The 17946-nt window shown below is 67.0% G+C and carries 17 protein-coding genes; 8 read left to right on the top strand and 9 right to left on the bottom strand.

Annotation, left to right across the window (positions count from 1 at the left end):
• Nucleotides 1-22: 22 nt before the first annotated feature.
• The 3 genes from THITHI_RS0113260 to THITHI_RS19075 are packed head-to-tail and all read left to right on the top strand — an operon-like array spanning nucleotide 23 to nucleotide 2845.
• Nucleotides 23-967, top strand: coding sequence for an ABC transporter substrate-binding protein (locus THITHI_RS0113260; protein ID WP_018233595.1), 945 nt, complete (start codon nucleotides 23-25; stop codon nucleotides 965-967).
• On the top strand, nucleotides 960-1982 hold the full coding sequence (locus THITHI_RS0113255) for a FecCD family ABC transporter permease (RefSeq protein ID WP_018233594.1): 1023 nt from the start codon (nucleotides 960-962) through the stop codon (nucleotides 1980-1982). The genes THITHI_RS0113260 and THITHI_RS0113255 overlap by 8 nt, the downstream gene beginning before the upstream one ends.
• Entirely contained in the window at nucleotides 1979-2845 is an 867-nt protein-coding gene (locus THITHI_RS19075; RefSeq protein WP_018233593.1) for an ABC transporter ATP-binding protein, read from the top strand. Before THITHI_RS0113255 ends, THITHI_RS19075 begins: the two co-directional genes overlap by 4 nt.
• Before the next feature lie 88 nt (nucleotides 2846-2933).
• Here THITHI_RS19075 and THITHI_RS0113245 read toward each other — a convergent pair whose 3' ends face one another.
• The 9 genes from THITHI_RS0113245 to THITHI_RS0113205 all read right to left on the bottom strand — a co-directional run bounded on the left by THITHI_RS0113245 (nucleotide 2934) and on the right by THITHI_RS0113205 (nucleotide 12379).
• Complete coding sequence (locus THITHI_RS0113245) at nucleotides 2934-3836, bottom strand: TonB family protein (RefSeq protein WP_232199424.1); 903 nt, start codon at nucleotides 3834-3836, stop codon at nucleotides 2934-2936.
• 133 nt (nucleotides 3837-3969) lie between these two features.
• Nucleotides 3970-4380 (bottom strand): Cu(I)-responsive transcriptional regulator, encoded by a 411-nt coding sequence (gene cueR / locus THITHI_RS0113240; RefSeq protein WP_018233591.1) that lies wholly within the window; start codon nucleotides 4378-4380, stop codon nucleotides 3970-3972.
• A 168-nt stretch (nucleotides 4381-4548) separates the two neighbouring features.
• Nucleotides 4549-7032, bottom strand: a complete 2484-nt coding sequence (locus tag THITHI_RS0113235; protein ID WP_018233590.1) for a heavy metal translocating P-type ATPase — start codon at nucleotides 7030-7032, stop codon at nucleotides 4549-4551.
• A gap of 153 nt (nucleotides 7033-7185) precedes the next feature.
• On the bottom strand, nucleotides 7186-7668 hold the full coding sequence (locus THITHI_RS0113230) for a c-type cytochrome (protein WP_033337242.1): 483 nt from the start codon (nucleotides 7666-7668) through the stop codon (nucleotides 7186-7188).
• A gap of 135 nt (nucleotides 7669-7803) precedes the next feature.
• Nucleotides 7804-9435, bottom strand: coding sequence for a chaperonin GroEL (gene groL, locus THITHI_RS0113225; RefSeq protein ID WP_018233588.1), 1632 nt, complete (start codon nucleotides 9433-9435; stop codon nucleotides 7804-7806).
• A 91-nt stretch (nucleotides 9436-9526) separates the two neighbouring features.
• Entirely contained in the window at nucleotides 9527-9817 is a 291-nt protein-coding gene (groES, locus tag THITHI_RS0113220) for a co-chaperone GroES (RefSeq protein ID WP_018233587.1), read from the bottom strand.
• 200 nt (nucleotides 9818-10017) lie between these two features.
• Nucleotides 10018-10500, bottom strand: a complete 483-nt coding sequence (locus THITHI_RS0113215; protein ID WP_018233586.1) for an FxsA family protein — start codon at nucleotides 10498-10500, stop codon at nucleotides 10018-10020.
• A gap of 164 nt (nucleotides 10501-10664) precedes the next feature.
• Complete coding sequence (locus tag THITHI_RS0113210; RefSeq protein WP_018233585.1) at nucleotides 10665-11867, bottom strand: hypothetical protein; 1203 nt, start codon at nucleotides 11865-11867, stop codon at nucleotides 10665-10667.
• Complete coding sequence (locus tag THITHI_RS0113205; RefSeq protein ID WP_018233584.1) at nucleotides 11864-12379, bottom strand: thioredoxin family protein; 516 nt, start codon at nucleotides 12377-12379, stop codon at nucleotides 11864-11866. The genes THITHI_RS0113210 and THITHI_RS0113205 overlap by 4 nt, the downstream gene beginning before the upstream one ends.
• A gap of 265 nt (nucleotides 12380-12644) precedes the next feature.
• Between THITHI_RS0113205 and THITHI_RS0113200 the strand changes: the two genes are divergently transcribed.
• From THITHI_RS0113200 to dsbD, 5 genes are read left to right on the top strand one after another with little or no spacing between them, the layout of a single operon-like run.
• Nucleotides 12645-13223 carry a thioredoxin family protein gene (locus THITHI_RS0113200; protein ID WP_018233583.1) on the top strand — a complete coding sequence of 193 codons (579 nt, stop codon included), beginning with the start codon at nucleotides 12645-12647 and terminating at the stop codon, nucleotides 13221-13223.
• A gap of 17 nt (nucleotides 13224-13240) precedes the next feature.
• Nucleotides 13241-14551, top strand: coding sequence for a TolC family protein (locus THITHI_RS0113195; protein WP_018233582.1), 1311 nt, complete (start codon nucleotides 13241-13243; stop codon nucleotides 14549-14551).
• A 14-nt stretch (nucleotides 14552-14565) separates the two neighbouring features.
• Complete coding sequence (locus THITHI_RS0113190; protein WP_018233581.1) at nucleotides 14566-15369, top strand: efflux RND transporter periplasmic adaptor subunit; 804 nt, start codon at nucleotides 14566-14568, stop codon at nucleotides 15367-15369.
• Entirely contained in the window at nucleotides 15362-15706 is a 345-nt protein-coding gene (gene cutA / locus THITHI_RS0113185) for a divalent-cation tolerance protein CutA (protein ID WP_018233580.1), read from the top strand. Before THITHI_RS0113190 ends, cutA begins: the two co-directional genes overlap by 8 nt.
• Complete coding sequence (dsbD, locus tag THITHI_RS0113180; RefSeq protein WP_026186337.1) at nucleotides 15691-17943, top strand: protein-disulfide reductase DsbD; 2253 nt, start codon at nucleotides 15691-15693, stop codon at nucleotides 17941-17943. Before cutA ends, dsbD begins: the two co-directional genes overlap by 16 nt.
• Nucleotides 17944-17946: the final 3 nt, after the last annotated feature.

The following is a 17946-nucleotide window of genomic DNA, read 5'->3' as shown; positions in this document are numbered from 1 at the left end:
ACCTGACGCGCGATCCCCACCCATGCCCTGCCCGGGCCGGCGCGCATGCCTGCAGGCGATCGGGGCCCTGGCCCTCGCCTGCATGCCGGGCATGGCAGCTCCCCGTACCGGCGCGGGCCCGTCCGTCACCGTGACGGATGGCCTGGGGCGCCAGGTCCACCTGCCCGCGCCGCCACGGCGCATCGTGTCCATCTTCTCCAGCAACACCGAGCTGCTGCACGCGCTCGGGGCCACAGAACGCGTCGTGGGCATCGAAGCCTTCACGCGGTATCCACCGGACATTCATGAGGGCCGTGTCATCGTCGGGGGGCGCCTGGGATTCTCCGCGGAAACCATCGCGCGCCTGGAGCCCGATCTGGTGATCATGACGCCCGCCCGCCAGGCCGCCAATACGCTGCTGCGCCCTATGGAGATCATCGGCGTCCCCGTGGTGGTCCTGCTGCACAGGGATCTGGACCAGATCTTCGCCAACCTGCGCCTCCTGGGGCAGGTGCTTGGAGATCCCCTGCACGCCCGCGGCGTGATTCTGGGCCTGACCCGGCGACTCGATCGGGTTGCCTCCGGGCTGGAGGGGGCGCACCGCCCCAGGGTCTACGTGGAAACGGGACAGAACGACCGGGGCAACTTCTCCACGCTGCGGCGCGGCACCTACAGCCACGACGCGCTTCGTCTCGCCGGAGGCGATAATGTCTTTGCCGACCTGCAAGGCATCACCCAGGTGAGCGGCGAAGCCGTGATCGCCGCCGATCCGGAAGTGATCCTGGTGACACGCCGCGACGGCGATGTGGACGCCGTGCAGCGGCGCACCGGCTGGCATCGGATCAGCGCGGTTCGCCATGGGCGCGTATACGCGGTACCGCGCGAACTGCTGCTGATCCCCGGGCCGCGCATCGTGGACGGCGTCGAGACCATGGCGGCCCTGCTGCATCCGCAACACATGGGCCATCAGTCATCCGCACATGGCTGAGCCCCACCATAACCCCCTGACGGCGCTCGCCGTACGTCACCCGGCAACGGCGCTTGCCTCGGCCCTGTTCGGCTGCTTCGTCCTGTCCGCCTGGCTGGGCGCCGAACTGCTCGGGCCCGCGCTGCTGCTCCAGACGCTGGCGGATACCGAGTCCTCCCTGCGGGCACTCATCCTGCACTGGCGGATACCCCGCGTCCTGACGGCCTTCTGTGTAGGCGCCTGTCTCGGCGTCGCGGGCGTGGTCTTCCAAGGCGTGTTCCGCAACCCGCTGGCCGAACCCTATCTGCTTGGAAGCGCCAGCGGCGCCTCCGTCGGTGCCGCCATTGCATTACTGTCGCCCTGGGTGCTGCCGGGCCCGCTCGCCCTGCCGCTGCTCGCATTCGTCGGTGCCTGGGGCGCCACCTGGGTGGTGGTCACCCTGGCTCGTGCCGCCCGCGTGGAAGGCGGATTCGGTCTGATCCTGGCCGGGGTGGCCATGGCCGCACTGCTCACGTCGATCCGGGGTCTGCTCATGCTGGCGCTGTCGGACGATACGGTCAGCCTCCAGGCCGTGCTCAGCTGGACGCTGGGCGGGATACAGACACCGTCCTGGGGGGAACTCGGCCTGCTGGTCGTATTGACCATCGCCGGGCTGTTGGCCTGCCTCAGCCTCGCGCGCGGTCTCGATGTACTGGGGCTGGGGGCGGATACGGCACGCAGCATGGGGCTGGACCTGGACCGGTTCATGCACAAGTCCGTGCTGATCGCCGCCGCGATCACTGCGCTGGCGGTGGTCTGGGGTGGGCTGATCGGGTTCATCGGGCTGGTGGTGCCTCATGTGATGCGCTGGTGGCTGGGTCCGCGGCATGGCAGGCTCATGCTGTACAGCGCCCTGGGCTCCGGCGCGGTGCTCATGGTCTTTGACGGCATCGCCCGCGCCGCGCTGCCGCCGGCCGAGATCCCGCTCGGCCTGCTCACGGCGCTGCTGGGTGCGCCTTTCTTCCTGTTCATACTCATCCGGGAGTCCCGTCGATGAAACCCTGCGTGATCGAGGCCCGGGGGGTCCACTTGCGCATCGGCACCAGTACCCTGCTCACCGATGCCGGGGTCCGTGTAGCGCCGGGGCAACTGGTCGCCCTGGTGGGCCCCAACGGTGCGGGCAAATCCACGTTGATGAAGATCCTCGCCGGCCTGAACCAGGCCGACCGGGGAGACATCCGGGTCTGTGGTGAACCCATCAGCCGATGGTCCGCCATGGAACGGGCCGCCCGCATTGCCTATCTGCCCCAGCAATCACGCGTCTATTGGGATTACCGGGTATCGGACGTACTTGCACTGGGGGCCGAGCGGGGCCGGGACTTTTCCGCCCGGCCCTTTGGCGGCGCACGCCGCACACGCCCCATCGCCCCCGAGCTCCTGCGGGAGTTTGAACTCGAGCACCTCGTGGCGCGCGTGTTCCAGACGTTGTCCGGGGGCGAACAGGCGCGGGTCCTTCTGGCCGCGTCGCTCGCGACCCGGCCGCAGATCCTGCTGGCGGACGAACCCACGGCAAGCCTTGACGTGGCCCATCAACTCAGCCTGGTCGACCGCCTGAAAAGCCGTACGCGCGCCGGCCTGGCCGCACTGGTGGTCATGCATGACCTGAATCTGGCAGCACGATTCGCAGACCGGATCGTGGTCATGGCCGCAGGCCGTACCTGGCTTGAGGGGCCCACCGATGAGGTGATCGAATCACCGGAACTGGATCTCCGGTTCGGCGTCCGATTCCGGCGGATTCACCTGGGCGGGCACTGCGTGCTGGTGCCGGAACAGGCGGACGGGGACCAGGCGACCACCGGGTCCGTTGGTGGGCGCCCCGGGCCCGCATCGGCCCTCGCCGGCCCGGGGGGTATCCGTTGACCGTCTGAAGAACGCCCTGCCGGCGACGTAAACCGCTGGCTGCAGCCTCGGGCGGCACCGGACACTCCGGTTCCGGCGCTGCCATGGCTCATCTCAACCTGAACTCCAGCAGGATCTCGAAATCCCTGAACTCACCCGGCACATCGGCCGGCAGAGGCTCGGCCTGCCTGACCCGCCGGACGGCGGTCAACGCCGCCTCATCGAGCAGGGCATGTCCTGACGATTCCAGCACCCGAATGCGCTCCATGCGGCCATCCGCCCATACCCGGAAAGCCACCAGCACATCCCCCTCCAGGCGCTGGCGCACCGCCAGTCTCGGGTACTGCCGTTCCCGCTCGATGGCGGCCCTCAGGCGCGCCTGATAATCGGCCATCCGTACCTCGTCCATCGCCTCGCCCGATTCCACCTCCGGCACCGCAGGCTCGGGCATCCCCGGCTCGACCACCGTGTCGGGCGTCCCCGGTACACTCGGCGCTTCACGGGCGGGTTCGCGTTCGGGATCGGGATCGGGCTCGGGATCGGGCTCGGGATCGGGATCGGGCTCGGGCTCGGGCTCGGGCTCGGGCTCGGGCTCGGGCTCGGGTTGGGGTTCCGGAACCGGTTCAGGTTCAGGTTCAGGTTCAGGTTCAGGTTCAGGTTCAGGTTCAGGTTCGGGTTCAGGTTCGGGTTCAGGTTCGGGTTCGGGTTCGGGTTCGGGTTCGGGATCAGGCTCGGGTTCAGGTTCGGGTTCGGGATCAGGCTCGGGTTCAGGTTCGGGTTCGGGATCAGGCTCGGGTTCAGTAACCGGCAACGGTTCAACTGCCGGCACCGCCGGCTCCCTGGGAACCAGCGTCACATCCAGGCTTCGAGTACCGGGAGACAACGCGTCCCGCTGCAGGATGGGTGTTGCCCAGTTCCCCCACAGGAGCAACAGGTGCACCACGGCAGACAGCAGCAGAGCGAGGTGAAAGGGACGCATGGGGGGCCGGAGTTCAGCGGTTCGCCCCGCCATGATAACAGGCCCCTCAGGACCTCAACGGCTGCACGCATGCCTCAGGGACCGGATGGACAGGAAGCGCGGCATGGGTGCTGCACCGGATCGACGACACGCACAGCCTGACGAACGGCTCCGGAACCCGCCCCCCTCAGTCCCGTCCGTCGATCGCCTCCGCACCCGCCAGGTCGTCCAGGATCGGGCAATCGGGCCGCCGGTCGCCGTGGCAGTCGCGGGCCAGCCGGGTCAGGGTGCGGCGCATGGATTCCAGGGCCGCGATCTTTTGCTCCAGTTCACGCACATGGGCCAGCGCAATCGCCTTGACCTCGGCACTTGCCCGGCCCTGATCGCGCCACAAAGCCACCAGCTGCTCCACCTGTTCCAGGGAGAAACCCAGGTCCCTGGCGCGGCGGATGAACCGGAGCACGTGCACATCGGCATCGGCGTAACGCCGATAGCCGTTCGCGCCCCGGCGCGCCGGCGGCAGCAGGTTCACCTCCTCGTAGTAGCGGATCATCTTCGCCGACACCCCCGAGGCCCTGGCCGCTTCACCGATGTTCATACACGCTCCCGCATTGACGCAAAAATCTCATGGCCAGGATTGACAGAGTGACGGAACAGGGGTAGCCACGACGCCCAAGATGATCCGGTGCCCGGCGTTGCACACCGTGTCCATTCCGATCCGTTTCCCGGCCCGATGAATCCCGATACATCCCGTTCACCCGGCCCGTTACGCACCTTGCGGCGCGCGGAAGCGCTTCAGGCGCAAGGCGTTGGTGAGCACGCTGACGCTGGAAAACGCCATGGCGAACGCCGCAAACACCGGCGAAAGCAGGATGCCCACGAACGGATACAGTACGCCCGCCGCTACCGGCAGGAGCGTGATGTTGTAGAAGAAGGCCCAGAAGAGGTTTTGCTTGATGTTGCGGATGGTGGCGCGGGACAGTGCAATGGCATTCGGCACATTACCCAGATTGTCGGACATGAGCACCACATCCGCGCTCTCCATGGCCACGTCGGTGCCCGACCCGATGGCGATCCCCACATCCGCCTGGGCCAGGGCCGGGGCATCATTGATGCCGTCGCCCACGAACGCCACCCGGCGGCCGTCCTGCTGCAGCTGTTTCACCGCATCCACCTTGCCGTCGGGCAGCACCTCGGCGAACACCTGTTCGATACCCAGTTCTCCGGCGATGGCCTTGGCGGTGCGGCGGTTGTCGCCGGTGACCATGGCCACGTGGAGCCCCTGTGCCCTGAGCCGCGCCACGGCATCGCGGGCCCCGTCCTTGACCGGATCCGCCACGCCGAGCACCGCCACGGCCCGGCCGTCCACGGCCAGGTAGAGGGGCGTGCGCCCGGCATCGGCCAAGGCCTCCGCGTGTTGAGACAACCCGCCCCGGTCGATGCCTTCACGCTCGAGATACCGGTCCGCACCGATCAGCAGGCGCCGGCCGTTCACCTTCCCGGAAGCGCCCATGCCGGCCTCGGCCTGGAAGTCGATGGCCGCCTCCAGGCCGAGCCCGCGTTCCTTCGCCGCGCGCACGACGGCCTCGGCAATGGGATGCTCCGAGTACTGCTCCAGGCTCCCGGCAAGGTGAAGCGCCTGCGCCTCGTCCATACCATCGGCGACGTGGAGGTCGGTCAGTTCCGGACGGCCCCGGGTCAGGGTGCCGGTCTTGTCCATGGCCACCACACGCGTATCACGCAGCGCCTGCAGGGCATCCCCGCCCCGGAACAGCACACCCATCTCCGCGCCCTTGCCGGTGCCCACCATGATGGAGGTCGGCGTGGCAAGCCCCATGGCGCACGGACAGGCGATGATGAGCACCGCCACCGCATTGACCAGGGCCAGCGTCAGCGCCGGCGCCGGCCCGAACACAAGCCACACCACGAAGGACAGCAGCGCGATGCCGATGACCACCGGCACGAAATAGCGCGTCACCTGATCCACCAGGGCCTGGATGGGGAGTTTGGCGCCCTGGGCGGTCTCCACCATGCGGATGATCTGTGCCAGCACCGTGTCGGCGCCCACCCGCGTGGCACGCAGGGTCAGACTGCCCTGGCCGTTGACCGTGCCGCCCACCACGCCCGCCCCGGCGGTCTTGTGTACAGGCACCGGCTCGCCGGTGATCATGGATTCGTCCACGTAGGAGGCGCCTTCGATCACCTCGCCGTCCACGGGCAGGCGTTCACCGGGACGCACCAGCACCTGGTCGCCCACCACCACCTGATCCACGTCCACCTCAAGGGTCCTGCCGTCACGCAGAACCCGGGCGGTGCGCGGCCGAAGACCCATGAGTTTGCGGATCGCCTCGGAGGTGGCACCCTTGGCACGGGCCTCCAGGAAGCGGCCCAGGAGAATAAGGGTGATGATCACCGTGGAGGCCTCGAAATAGACGTGCACGGTGTCGGCCGGCAGTATGCCCGGCAGGAAGGTGGCCACCACCGAATAACCGTAGGCGGCAGACGTGCCCAGCATCACCAGGGAGTTCATGTCCGGGCCGCCGCGCATGAGCGCCGGCCAGCCTTTGCGGTAGAAGCGAAGCCCCGGGCCGAACTGCACGAAGCTCGCCAGCACAAAGAACAACACATACAGGTTCTGCGTACCCAGGGTGCTGTGCACCGCGTGATGGAATGGGGGGATCAGGTGTCCACCCATGTCCAGTACGAAGATGGGCAGGGTGAGCGCGGCCGCCCAGATCAGACTGCGCTTGAGGCTGCGCATCTCCGCGGCCCGGGCCTCCCGTTCCCGGTCCGCACGCTCCACGCCGGACTCGCGGACGGAGGCCCCGTAGCCCGCGGACTCCACCGCGTTCATGAGGCCGTTCGCATCCACCACGCCCGACACGTAACGCACCCGGGCACTTTCCGTAGCCAGATTCACGGACGCCGAAAGCACACCGGGCACGCTGGTGAGCGCCTGCTCCACACGACTGACACAGGACGCGCAGCTCATGCCGTCCACGCTCAGGGTCGTCTCGTCGACGGCCGTGTCGAAGCCGGCCGTCTCCACGGCTTTTACGATGGCCCCGGGTTCGGCCTGCCCGAGCCCCACGCGGGCTCGGCCGGTGGCCAGGTTCACGCTCACGTCGGTGATCCCCGGCACCCGGCGAATGGCATCCTCCACCCGGGAGACGCAGGAGGCACAACTCATACCTTCCACGCCCAGCTCCAGATGATCGTCCTTGCCCCTGACCGAACCCGATGTACTCATGGAACCACGTCCCCACCGGCGCGGGATGCGCCTTGCACGCACAGAATAAACCTTCCAATCATGGGAAGGTCAAGCAACCGGGTGAAACATGACCGAAAGTGCGGCTTTGCGGGACGCATGTGCGCAAGGGCACAGCGACCCGGTGCGGGCACCTCAGCCGGGGCGTTCGTCCTGGCGGCGCTCGTCGATCTCGCGCCAGGCCTCGTAGACCTCGTGGGGCCAGAAAGACTGAAACCAGGCGATGGTGGCGTCGATCTCCTCATCGGACAGCACGTGCCCCCAGGGCGGCATGTTGCCCAGTTCCGGGTTCGAGCCGTCACGGATGATGTTGCGCAGTTCAAACAGGGGATGGTGCCAGGCATGCGCCGTGCCGTTCAGGGGCGGCGGCGGAAATTTTCCGTCCGGTTCGCGCTGCCGCCAGTTCTCGTCCGCCTGGGCCCGGTCCCCATGGCACGCGGCGCAGTGCCCGGCAAACACTCTCGCCCCCGCCTGCACCTGTTGCTCGGTGTACCAGCGGCCCGTATCCGGCTGGCGCACCTGGGCCTCACCCGCCGGCGTCCCCTGGCCGCAGCCGGCCAGCCATGCGGCCAGCATCAGGCCGATTGGCGCTGTGCGAAGACTTGCGAATCGCTTCATGGGCATGACTCTATCATTGCGTTGGGGGCCGTGGCATCAGGTCGCGGAGCCCTTTACTGCGATACACACAAAAAAGGCCCCGCGCTTGCGCACGGGGCCCGGGGTACTGCTCGAAGGGCCGGACGGGCCAGCGCCTTACATCATGGGCATGCCGTGGTGGTCGGTACCACCCGCGGCGCCTTCGTCCTTCTTCGGCACCTCGGCCACCATCGCCTCGGTGGTGATGATCAGGCCGGCCACGGAGGAGGCGTTCTGCAACGCGGTACGGGCCACCTTGGTGGGATCCAGGATACCCATCTTGATCATGTCGCCGTACTCGCTGGTGGCGGCGTTGTAACCGTAGTTACCCTTGCCTTCCACCACCTTGTTGAGCACCACGGAGGGTTCCTCGCCGCAGTTGGCCACGATCTGGCGCAGGGGCTCTTCCATGGCACGGCGGGCAATGGCGATACCGATGTCCTGGTCATGGTTGGCACCCTTGAGATCGGTAATCGCCTCCAGGGCGCGCACCAGGGCGACGCCACCACCGGGCACCACGCCTTCTTCCACCGCCGCACGCGTGGCGTGCAAGGCGTCTTCCACGCGGGCCTTCTTCTCCTTCATCTCCACTTCCGTCGCGGCACCCACCTTGATCACGGCCACACCGCCGGCCAGCTTGGCCACGCGTTCCTGCAGCTTCTCCTTGTCGTAATCGGAGGTGGCCTCCTCGATCTGGGCCCGGATCTGCTCGACACGTGTCTTGATGTCGTCGTGTTTGCCGGCGCCGTCGATGATGGTGGTGTTTTCCTTGGTCACCACGATGCGCTTGGCCTGGCCCAGGTCGTCGATGCTGGCCTTCTCCAGCGACAGGCCGACCTCTTCGGAGATCACCTGGCCGCCGGTGAGGATGGCGATGTCCTGCAGCATGGCCTTGCGGCGGTCGCCGAAGCCCGGAGCCTTGACGGCCGCCACCTTGACGATGCCGCGAATGGTGTTGACCACCAGGGTCGCCAGCGCCTCGCCCTCGATGTCCTCGGCGATGATCAGCAGCGGCTTGCCGGCCTTGGCCACACCTTCCAGCACGGGCAACAGGTCACGGATGTTGGAGATCTTCTTGTCGTGCAGCAGGACGAAGCAGTCATCGAGCTCGGCGCTCATGTTCTGCTGGTTGTTGACGAAGTAGGGCGAGAGGTAACCGCGATCGAACTGCATGCCTTCCACCACGTCCAGTTCGTTCTCCAGCGAGGAACCTTCCTCGACGGTGATCACACCCTCCTTGCCCACCTTCTCCATGGCGTCGGCGATGATCTGGCCGATGGACTCGTCGGAGTTGGCGGAGATGGTGCCCACCTGGGCGATGGCCTTGCCGTCGGTGCAGGGCTTGGACAGGTTCTTCAGCTCCGCCACGGTGGCGATCACGGCCTTGTCGATGCCGCGCTTGAGATCCATGGGGTTCATGCCGGCGGTCACCGACTTCATGCCCTCACGCACCATGGCCTGTGCCAGCACGGTGGCGGTGGTGGTGCCGTCGCCGGCCACGTCGGAGGTCTGGGAGGAGACCTCCTTCACCATCTGGGCACCCATGTTCTCGAACTTGTCTTCCAGCTCGATTTCCTTGGCCACGGACACGCCGTCCTTGGTCACGGTGGGGGCGCCGAAGGATTTCTCGACCACCACGTTGCGGCCCTTGGGCCCGAGGGTGACCTTCACGGCGTTGGCCAGAATGTTGATGCCCTTGACCATGCGGGCACGGGCGTCATCGCTGAAGCGGACTTCTTTCGCGCTCATTGGTGTGCTTCCTCTTTCAGGTTCGGTTCTGTCATGGGGCGAACCGTGGGGCGGTCCGTCCCGTCAGGAAAATTCGGCCTTGCTTGAGGGATCAGCCCTCGAATACGGCCATGACGTCTTCCTCGCGCATCACGAGAACGTCCTCGCCGTCGACCTTGATCTCGGTGCCGGAGTACTTTCCGAACAACACCTTGTCGCCCACCTTGACGTCCAGGGGGCGCGTCTCGCCGTTGTCCATGATCTTGCCCTTGCCCACGGCCAGGACCTCACCACGGATCGGTTTCTCGGCGGCGGAATCGGGGATCACGATGCCACCAGCGGTGGTACGTTCTTCCTCCATGCGCTTGATGATCACGCGATCATGCAACGGACGGATATTCATGAGTGTGAGCTCCTTGAAAATCAGGGGGTTGATTGTATTTTCAGCGCCGGGTGAGGCCTGTTAGCACTCACCCCAGGTGAGTGCCAATAATAGTGACGAAGCGGGGGATGTCAAGTCGAATTGGGAGGTAGGAATTGGGAAGTAGGAATCGGGAAGTAGGAATTGAGGACCATTCGCACTTCCCAATTCCCACTTCGCACTTACTCGTCCTTCATCCTTCCCCCTTCATCCTTTGAATACTCCCCCTCGATGGTACGCCCGCCGCCGGGCCGGGGGCCGGCGGGGCCGCCGGGGGGCGGACCGCCCCGGGACGAACGCACGATGAACACCCCCTTCGACATCAGCCAGACCGCCATGAGCCGGCGGGTGGGAGGCAGCAGGCATGCAAATCCGACCGCATCGGTGAAAAAGCCCGGCGTCAGCAACAGCGCCCCGCCGAACACCAGGAACACACCCTCCAGCATGTCCCGCGCCGGGATCTGCCCCTGGTCCAGGCTGCGGCGTACCCGACCCAGGGTGGCCAGGCCCTGCCAACGCAGGAGGAACGCCCCGGCAATGGCCGTGAGCACCACCAGCCCGATGGTGGGCCAGGCCCCGATCCAGCCGCCCACCTGGATGAACAGGAAGATCTCCAGCAGGGGCACGGCAAGGAACAGCAGGGCGAGGACGGGGAATGAGCGCATTGGCGACAACGATGAAGGTGGAAGGATGAATAAACCCCGGGGCACCACGAGGCGCCTCGGGGTCGTACGGACCGGGAATGGCCGTCAGTAGGAGGGTGGGGGCTGCAGGCCCCTATTGCAAGGCCGTGTCCTGCCTCTTGAATCCTGCATCTTGTGTCTTGCCTCTAGTGACTTTCTGCTTCCACGTAGCCGAGACGGCTCAGGCCGTCCTCTGTTCGCGAAGTCCAGACAATATGCAGCCGCCCGTCGGGGCCGAAGGCGGCGGCGGGGCGGGTATGGGCGCCGGGGCCGTAGGCGGGCGCCACTTCCACGTCGTCGCTCCATCCGCCGGACGCCCGCCAGGACATCCAGACATCGGGAGTGTCTTCCCGGGGGTCGTCCCACAGGGCCACGGGCAGACCATCGGGATCCACGGCGATGGCGGGATGCCATTGGGGGATTTCGGCACCGAACAGATCCTGCACCATCTCGTTGGCGCCGAAGCTGCGGCCGCCGTCGTCGCTCAGGGCCGAGAACACGTCGTAGCCGGACTGATAATCACGCTTGTCCATCCATACCGCCGCCACCCGGTCACCCCGGGCCGCCAGGGCCACCCGCGTGACCCCCGAGCCGGCACCGTAGATCTGGCTTCGGGGACCTTCGCGGCGGTCGTTGAGATCCTGCAACGATCCGAAGTCGCCATCATGGGCACGAAATACATAGTGCAGGCGGGTGTGTCCCTCGCGACGATCCTCCCAGGCCACCACCACACCGGCGTGGGTCACCGCCACGGTGGGATAGATCTGGTCGCGCGCGGCGGGCTCCGGATCCACGGGCGCGGCCTCGCCGATGCGCACCACGGCGTCCGCATCCACGGCGACCGGCGCCGACACCACCCGCAACACGCCGTTCTCGCGCCGCGTCCACGCAGCCACCACGCCGTGCTCCGGATGCGCCCCAAGAGCCGGCTGTGTGGATTCGGCCTCGTCCACCCGCACCGCGGGGCCCGCCCCGCCCGGCCCGGCAATCCGCATCCAGACGCGCTCATCCTGCTCCCAGGCGAAGCCGAACCGCCCGTCACCCAGGGCCACCACCACCGGGTGGTAGGCCTCGTCGCCCTCGCTCAGGGTTTCCACATCGCCGAAGGCTCCGCCGTCCGACAAGGGGCGGAACGCAGCGCGAACCTGGTACCCGCCGTCGCGGTTGTCGGACCACACAACGGCCGCGTGACCCTCGTCGACCGCGACGTGCCGCCTCGCCGTGCCGTCGAGCTGGTGGAAAATGCCGGCACGGGGTTCCCCTCCGGGCCACCGGGGCTCACCGAACTGCCACTGGGCCTGCAGGGGCGCGGCCAGCACAGCCGCCGCCATCAGCCACAGCCCCCTCATCGGGACCCGCCCGCCGCCAGGAACTCGAACAGCCCCTGCTCCCGGTAATGCCCGCCGGCCACGAAACGGTGGTAATCGCGAAACTCATCCGCGGTCTTGAAACCGGGCACGGTGAAGATGGTCTCGCCGCCGGGCTGGAGAAAACCGAACACCGGCGTGGCGTACACGTTCATGCGCGCCCCCAGTTCCATCTCGGTGATCCGCTCGCCGCCCGGCAGCGTCATGCGCCGACCGCTCTCGGCATCCACATAGACCAGCACGTAGTTGTCCGTATACAGGGTCCGGAGATCCGGGTCGGAGAAGCTCTCCTTGTTGGTCTTCTCGCACCACCCGCAACCGTAGCGTCCGAAATACATGAACACGTAGCGCTCCTGTTCGGCCGCCAGGCGGAGACCTTCGTCATAGCTGACAAACGGATAGCCGTCCGGGGCGTCGGCTGCCAGCGGGCCGGCCAGCAGCAGGAGCAGGCATCCCGCAAACCACCATCCGCAACGATCGAAACATGCCTTCATGATCTCGCCTCATGACTGAACAAAGGGCCCCGCCATGGTAGCCCGCGGACCCGATTCAAGGTATTTTATGCGGCCTTTGCATTGACTTCGGGCAAGTCCCGGCCAGGAAGGCGGCACACGGCGGGAAATCCTCAACGGATTGTGGAACTCTACACCGGCTGCGCCGGTCTGAGCGCAACAGGAAAGACCGCGTCCGGCATTCTATCCGGGGGCACGGCCGCCGCAAGGCCCTGGCACCGCAAGACGCACCACCGAGGAAAAGGTCATGATCCGCGTCCAGTCGTTCGAATCCAACCCCCGGCGCTGGGGACCCGCCCTCGCGCTGGCACTCGCCACCGCGCTGGTGCTGGGCGCCGTGGCACGTGCCGCGGGCGGCCTCGATCCGTACGATCATTTCTTCGAGACCACCTTCGGGGACTTCCGGGAGGAACTGGAGATCACCCGCGACGAGAACAAGAAGGCGCTGATGATCTTCTTCGAGATGGACGAATGCCCCTTCTGCCACCGCATGAAACAGACCGTGCTCAACCAGCCGGAGGTCCAGGCCTACTACCGGGAGCACTTTCGCGTCCTGAGCGTGGACGTGAGCGGTGACGTGGAAGTCGTCAACTTCCAGGGCGAGACCATGCGGCAGGCGGATTTCGCCTTCCGCGAGAACCGCGTCCGCGCCACTCCCGTATTCCAGTTCTACGACGCCGAGGGCGAACCCATCGTCCGATTCACCGGCGCCACCTCCGGCGTGGAGGAATTCATGTGGCTGGGTGAATTCGTGGCGGAAGGCCACCACAAGGACACCAATTTCAACCGCTACAAGCGCGAACGGCAGGCCCAGGCGCGACAATGAATCCGGCAGGGGGGCACATGCGGCGGGCGTGGGGGCGCGCGCTTTTCGGACTGGCCCTGGGGCTGGCGTCGGTCGCCATGGCCGAGACCCGCCTGCCACAGCCGCTCTCGCTCGTGGACGCCCTGGCGTTCGCCGACGAGGAGCACCCCGCCGTGGCGCGCGGGCGGGCCGATGTGCTGCGGGGCGAGGCGGAGCGGCTTGCCGCCGACAGCGCCAACGACCTGTTGGTGGGCCTCAGGCTCAACGCGCGTTGGGTGGACCCCAATGACGTGGCCCCGGACCAGAGTCACAACGACTCCCAGGCCATTCTGCGCCTGAGCAAACCCCTCTACGACTTCGGCCGCACAAGCCACGCCCTGGAGGCCGCCGACACCGCCCTGCGCAGCAGCGAGGAGCAGTATCTCGGCCTCATGGCACGCCAGCGCGTGGAGATCATGCGCCGCTACTTCGAGGTGCTGCTGGCGGACCTGGCCTACACCCGCGACAACGAGGCCATGGCCATCGCCTTCGTCTCACTCGACCGGGCCCGTCACCGCAACGAGCTCGGCCAGGTCTCGGATATCGACCTGCTGGCCCTGGAGGACCACTTCCAGGAGACCCGCCTGCGGCGCATGGCCTCCCTGCAGGAGACGCGCAGCGCCCGCAACCGGCTGGCCATGGCCCTCAATCGCCCGGAGAATGTGCCCGCGGACCTCCTGCGCCCCGAATTGCCCGGCAATGACCGGGAACTGCCCGACCTGGACGAACTCTACGCCCTGGCAGAAGCGGGCAACCGCAGGCTGGCCAGCCTGCGCCTGGAGGCCCAGGCGGTCAGTCAGCGCCTGGCGGCCAGCCGCGCCGAGCGGCGCCCGACACTCAGCGCGGAGGTGGAGGCCACGCATTATGAACGCCTGCTCGGCAGCCGCGACCCGCTGGCAGCAGGGCTGGTGCTGGATATCCCCCTGTACAGCGGCCGGCGCGTGGACGCCTCGGTGGCCCGGCAGCAGGCGGAACTCTACGACACCCATGCCCGGATCCGGCAGCACGAACTGGATCTGCGCCAGGCGGTGCTGGAGACCTGGCTCGAGATCCAGCGGCTCAGGACGCGCCGGGAACAGGCGCGGGTGAGGAGTGATTACCGCGAACTGTACCTTGACCGCAGCCGTGCCCTGTACGAGCTGGAGGTGCAGACGGACCTGGGCGATTCCATGACCCAGTGGTCCGCCGCCATGCTGTTCGCGGCACAGGCGGAATTCGAACTGGCGCTGGCCTGGGAGCGTCTGGCTCTGCTCACCGGCCAACCCGCCTTCAGCCCTGTCTACGCCACACGCGCCATGGGCACACCCTGAGGGAGTCTTCGTCCATGCAAAGCCATGCCATCACACCCCGGATCACCGTACTGCTGCCCGTCCTGACCCTCTGCCTGGGGCTCGCGGCTCCCATGGCCCTCGCCCGGGAGATACCCGCCCGTCTCGACTGGGCCGAACGGGTGGAACTGGGCACTCCGGTCTCCGGCGTCGTGGCAGGCGTCGACGCCGAGCCGGGCCAGCGGGTGAAGCGCAACGAGGTGCTGGTACGAATGGATGACCGGGGCATCCGCGCGCAGATCGAGGAAGACGAGGCCCAGGTACGACGCCTGGAGATCGCCCGTGCCGAGGCGGAACTGGAGTATGAGCGCCAGCAGGAGATGTATGACCGCACGCTCATCTCCCAGCGGGACCTGAGTCTCGCGGAGATCGCGTTTGCCATGGCGGATGCGGAGTTCGTGGCAGCCCGGGCCAGGCTGACCCGCACCCGCCTGGATCTGGAGTACAGCCAGGTGCGGGCCCCCTTCGATGCCCTGGTGCTGGCCCGGCACGTGCGCGCGGGCCAGACCGTCAACAATGAACTGCAGGTCACGCCGATGGTGACGCTGGTTTCCGCCGAACCCATGCTCGCGCGCGGGCAGGTGGAGGAGGACGGCCTGGCCGGTCTCGCCGTGGGGCAGAACGTGGAAGTGCGCGTGGGGGAGCGGCGCTACGATGGCAAACTGCGCGCCCTGGGTCTGGAACCCCTGGACATGACCTCTGAGACGCCGCGATATCCGGTGACGGTGCAGTTCACCGCGCCCGCGGACCACAATCTGCGGGCCGGCCAGCGAGCCGCCCTGATACCGGGCAATGACTGAACGGCCCGGCAACGACGCCCCCGGCACCCTGCTGGTACTCACCACGCTGCCCGACGCCGAGAGCGCCGGGACGGTGGCTTCGGCGCTGGTGGCGCGCCGCCTGGCGGCCTGTGTGAATATTCTCCCGCCCGGGACGTCTGTATACGAGTGGCAGGGGGAGATCCATCAGGACCCGGAGCACGTATTACTGATCAAGACCACGGAAACGGGTTATGCCCAGCTCCAGGCCGCCCTGCTGGAACTGCATCCCTATGAACTTCCGGAGATTATTGCGGTTCCAATTACTCAGGGCCTGCCGCCATACCTCCGTTGGATCCAGGACTGCACCTCATCATGATGAACCGACTGCTCGCCCTCATCCTTGTACTTTTCACGGCCCCCGCGCTCGCTCTTCTGGGCGACGATGAACTGCTGGAGCCGGAAAAGGCCTTTGCCCTCCAGGCGAGCATCCAGGACGACACCCTGGTGGCCGAATGGCGCATTGCCGACGGCTATTACATGTACAAGGAGCAGTTCGACTTCGAGTCCGAGACCGACGGGGTCCGACTGGGCACGCCCCGCATCCCCGACGGCACCGTCAAGGAGGACGAGTTCTTCGGCCGGGTGGAAACCTACCGCGACTTCATCCGAATCGAGGTGCCCATCGAACGCTCTTCCGGCGCGCCGGACCGCCTCGATCTCAAGGCCCGTTCCCAGGGCTGTGCCGACATCGGGGTATGTTATCCGCCCCTGTTCCAGACCGCCTCCCTGGATCTGCCCGCCGCACCCGCGGCACCCGCCGCGGAACAGGAACGCGGCGGGGCGATGGGGCTCCTGAGCCGACTCGCGGGCAGCCTGGGCGGCGGCGCCGATGAACTGCTGGAGCCGGAAAAGGCGTTCCAGCTGTCGGTGGAACCCATCAGCCGGAACGCGTTGCTGGTGCGCTGGACCATCGCGGACGGCTATTACCTCTACCGGGACAAGCTCGGATTCCGGGTCATCGAGGGTGAGGGCAACCGGGTGGGCCCGGTCAATCCGCCTGAAGGCGAAAAGGTGGAGGATGAGTTTTTCGGACTCACCGAGACCTACCGCCATGAAGTGGAGATCATGGTGCCTATCCTGCGTGAGGACGGCGCCAGCAACCGGGTCACCCTGGAGGCGGACTACCAGGGCTGCGCGGACCTCGGCGTGTGCTACCCGCCCCTGGTCCAGACGGCGAGCTTCGAGTTCACGGACGGCCTGGCCGAGCGCGCGGACATCCCCGCCGCGCCGGTTTCCGAGCAGGACCGCATCGCCGCGCAGCTGGCCGACGGGCGCATCTGGCTGGTGGCGCTGGCCTTCTTCGGCTTCGGGCTGCTGCTGACCTTCACGCCCTGCGTGTTCCCCATGATCCCCATCCTGTCCAACATCATCATCGGGCAGAAGAACCTCACCACCCGAAAGGCCTTTTTCATCTCGCTGGTGTTCGTCCTGGCCATGGCGCTCACCTACACGGTGGCGGGGGTGTTCGCCGGCCTTGCGGGCGCCAATCTGCAGGCGGCCTTCCAGAACCCCTGGATCATCGGCACCTTCGTGGCGATCTTCATTGCGCTGGCCATGTCCATGTTCGGTTTCTACGACCTGCAGATGCCATCGGGCATCCAGACCCGGCTGTCCAATATCAGCAACCGCCAGGAAGGCGGCACCTTCATCGGCGCCGGCATCATGGGCTTCCTCTCGGCGCTGATCGTCGGCCCCTGCGTGACAGCCCCGCTGGTCGGTGCCCTCCTCTATATCAGCCAGACCGGCGACGCCTTCCTGGGCGGTCTGGCCCTGTTCGCCCTGTCCATGGGCATGGGTGTGCCGCTGCTGATCATCGGCACCGCCGGCGGCAAGATCCTGCCCCGGGCCGGGGGCTGGATGGATGCGGTCAAGGCCGTGTTCGGCGTGGCCCTGCTGGGTATGGGCATCTGGCTCCTGGAGCGGGTCATTCCCATGCCGGTGGCCATGTTCCTGTGGGGTTCCCTGTTCATCGTCTCCGGCATCTACATGGGCGCGCTTCATTCCCTGGCGCCGGACGCCAGCGGCTGGCGGACCCTGTGGAAGGGGCTGGGCCTGGTGATTCTGGTGTGGGGCATCCTGCTGATGATCGGTTCCGCCTCCGGCGGGCGCGACGTGTTCCAGCCGCTGCGCGGCATCATGCCCACCGCAGCCATCACCAGCGCCAACGGCACGGCGCAGGCCGTCGGCCTCGAGTTCCGCAAGATCGACAGCCTGGCCGACCTGGAACGCGAGGTGGCGCAGGCCCGCGAAACCGGGCAGCCGGTGATGGTCGATTTCTACGCGGACTGGTGCGTGGACTGCGTGCGCATGGAGCGCACCACCTTCCAGGATCGCGGGGTGATACAGGCCCTGGCCGGGACGCGGCTGCTCAAGGCGGACGTCACCGACAACAACGCGGACCACCGGGAGCTGATGCGCCACTTCAACCTGTTCGGCCCGCCGGCCATCATCTTCTACGACAGCGACGGAAATGAGCTGCGCAACTACCGCCTGGTGGGGTATTCCCCCGCGGGCCGGTTTACCGAACACGTCAACAGCGCCATCGGCGGCTAACCG

The sequence above is a fragment of the Thioalkalivibrio thiocyanodenitrificans ARhD 1 genome (assembly GCF_000378965.1).
Classification (GTDB): Bacteria; Pseudomonadota; Gammaproteobacteria; order Ectothiorhodospirales; family Ectothiorhodospiraceae; genus Thioalkalivibrio_A; species Thioalkalivibrio_A thiocyanodenitrificans.
Note: the sequence above shows the minus strand (reverse complement) of the source record. Positions and strands in the feature narration are given on the sequence as shown.

Excerpts from the sequence above, each read along its gene's own strand:
- THITHI_RS0113260 (WP_018233595.1), top strand. The coding sequence starts at position 23 with ATGCCCTGCCCGGGCCGGCGCGCATGCCTGCAGGCGATCGGGGCCCTG.
- THITHI_RS0113255 (WP_018233594.1), top strand. The coding sequence starts at position 960 with ATGGCTGAGCCCCACCATAACCCCCTGACGGCGCTCGCCGTACGTCAC.
- THITHI_RS19075 (WP_018233593.1), top strand. The coding sequence starts at position 1,979 with ATGAAACCCTGCGTGATCGAGGCCCGGGGGGTCCACTTGCGCATCGGC.
- THITHI_RS0113245 (WP_232199424.1), bottom strand. The coding sequence starts at position 3,836 with ATGGCGGGGCGAACCGCTGAACTCCGGCCCCCCATGCGTCCCTTTCAC.
- cueR (WP_018233591.1), bottom strand. The coding sequence starts at position 4,380 with ATGAACATCGGTGAAGCGGCCAGGGCCTCGGGGGTGTCGGCGAAGATG.
- THITHI_RS0113235 (WP_018233590.1), bottom strand. The coding sequence starts at position 7,032 with ATGAGTACATCGGGTTCGGTCAGGGGCAAGGACGATCATCTGGAGCTG.
- THITHI_RS0113230 (WP_033337242.1), bottom strand. The coding sequence starts at position 7,668 with ATGAAGCGATTCGCAAGTCTTCGCACAGCGCCAATCGGCCTGATGCTG.
- groL (WP_018233588.1), bottom strand. The coding sequence starts at position 9,435 with ATGAGCGCGAAAGAAGTCCGCTTCAGCGATGACGCCCGTGCCCGCATG.
- groES (WP_018233587.1), bottom strand. The coding sequence starts at position 9,817 with ATGAATATCCGTCCGTTGCATGATCGCGTGATCATCAAGCGCATGGAG.
- THITHI_RS0113215 (WP_018233586.1), bottom strand. The coding sequence starts at position 10,500 with ATGCGCTCATTCCCCGTCCTCGCCCTGCTGTTCCTTGCCGTGCCCCTG.
- THITHI_RS0113210 (WP_018233585.1), bottom strand. The coding sequence starts at position 11,867 with ATGAGGGGGCTGTGGCTGATGGCGGCGGCTGTGCTGGCCGCGCCCCTG.
- THITHI_RS0113205 (WP_018233584.1), bottom strand. The coding sequence starts at position 12,379 with ATGAAGGCATGTTTCGATCGTTGCGGATGGTGGTTTGCGGGATGCCTG.
- THITHI_RS0113200 (WP_018233583.1), top strand. The coding sequence starts at position 12,645 with ATGATCCGCGTCCAGTCGTTCGAATCCAACCCCCGGCGCTGGGGACCC.
- THITHI_RS0113195 (WP_018233582.1), top strand. The coding sequence starts at position 13,241 with ATGCGGCGGGCGTGGGGGCGCGCGCTTTTCGGACTGGCCCTGGGGCTG.
- THITHI_RS0113190 (WP_018233581.1), top strand. The coding sequence starts at position 14,566 with ATGCAAAGCCATGCCATCACACCCCGGATCACCGTACTGCTGCCCGTC.
- cutA (WP_018233580.1), top strand. The coding sequence starts at position 15,362 with ATGACTGAACGGCCCGGCAACGACGCCCCCGGCACCCTGCTGGTACTC.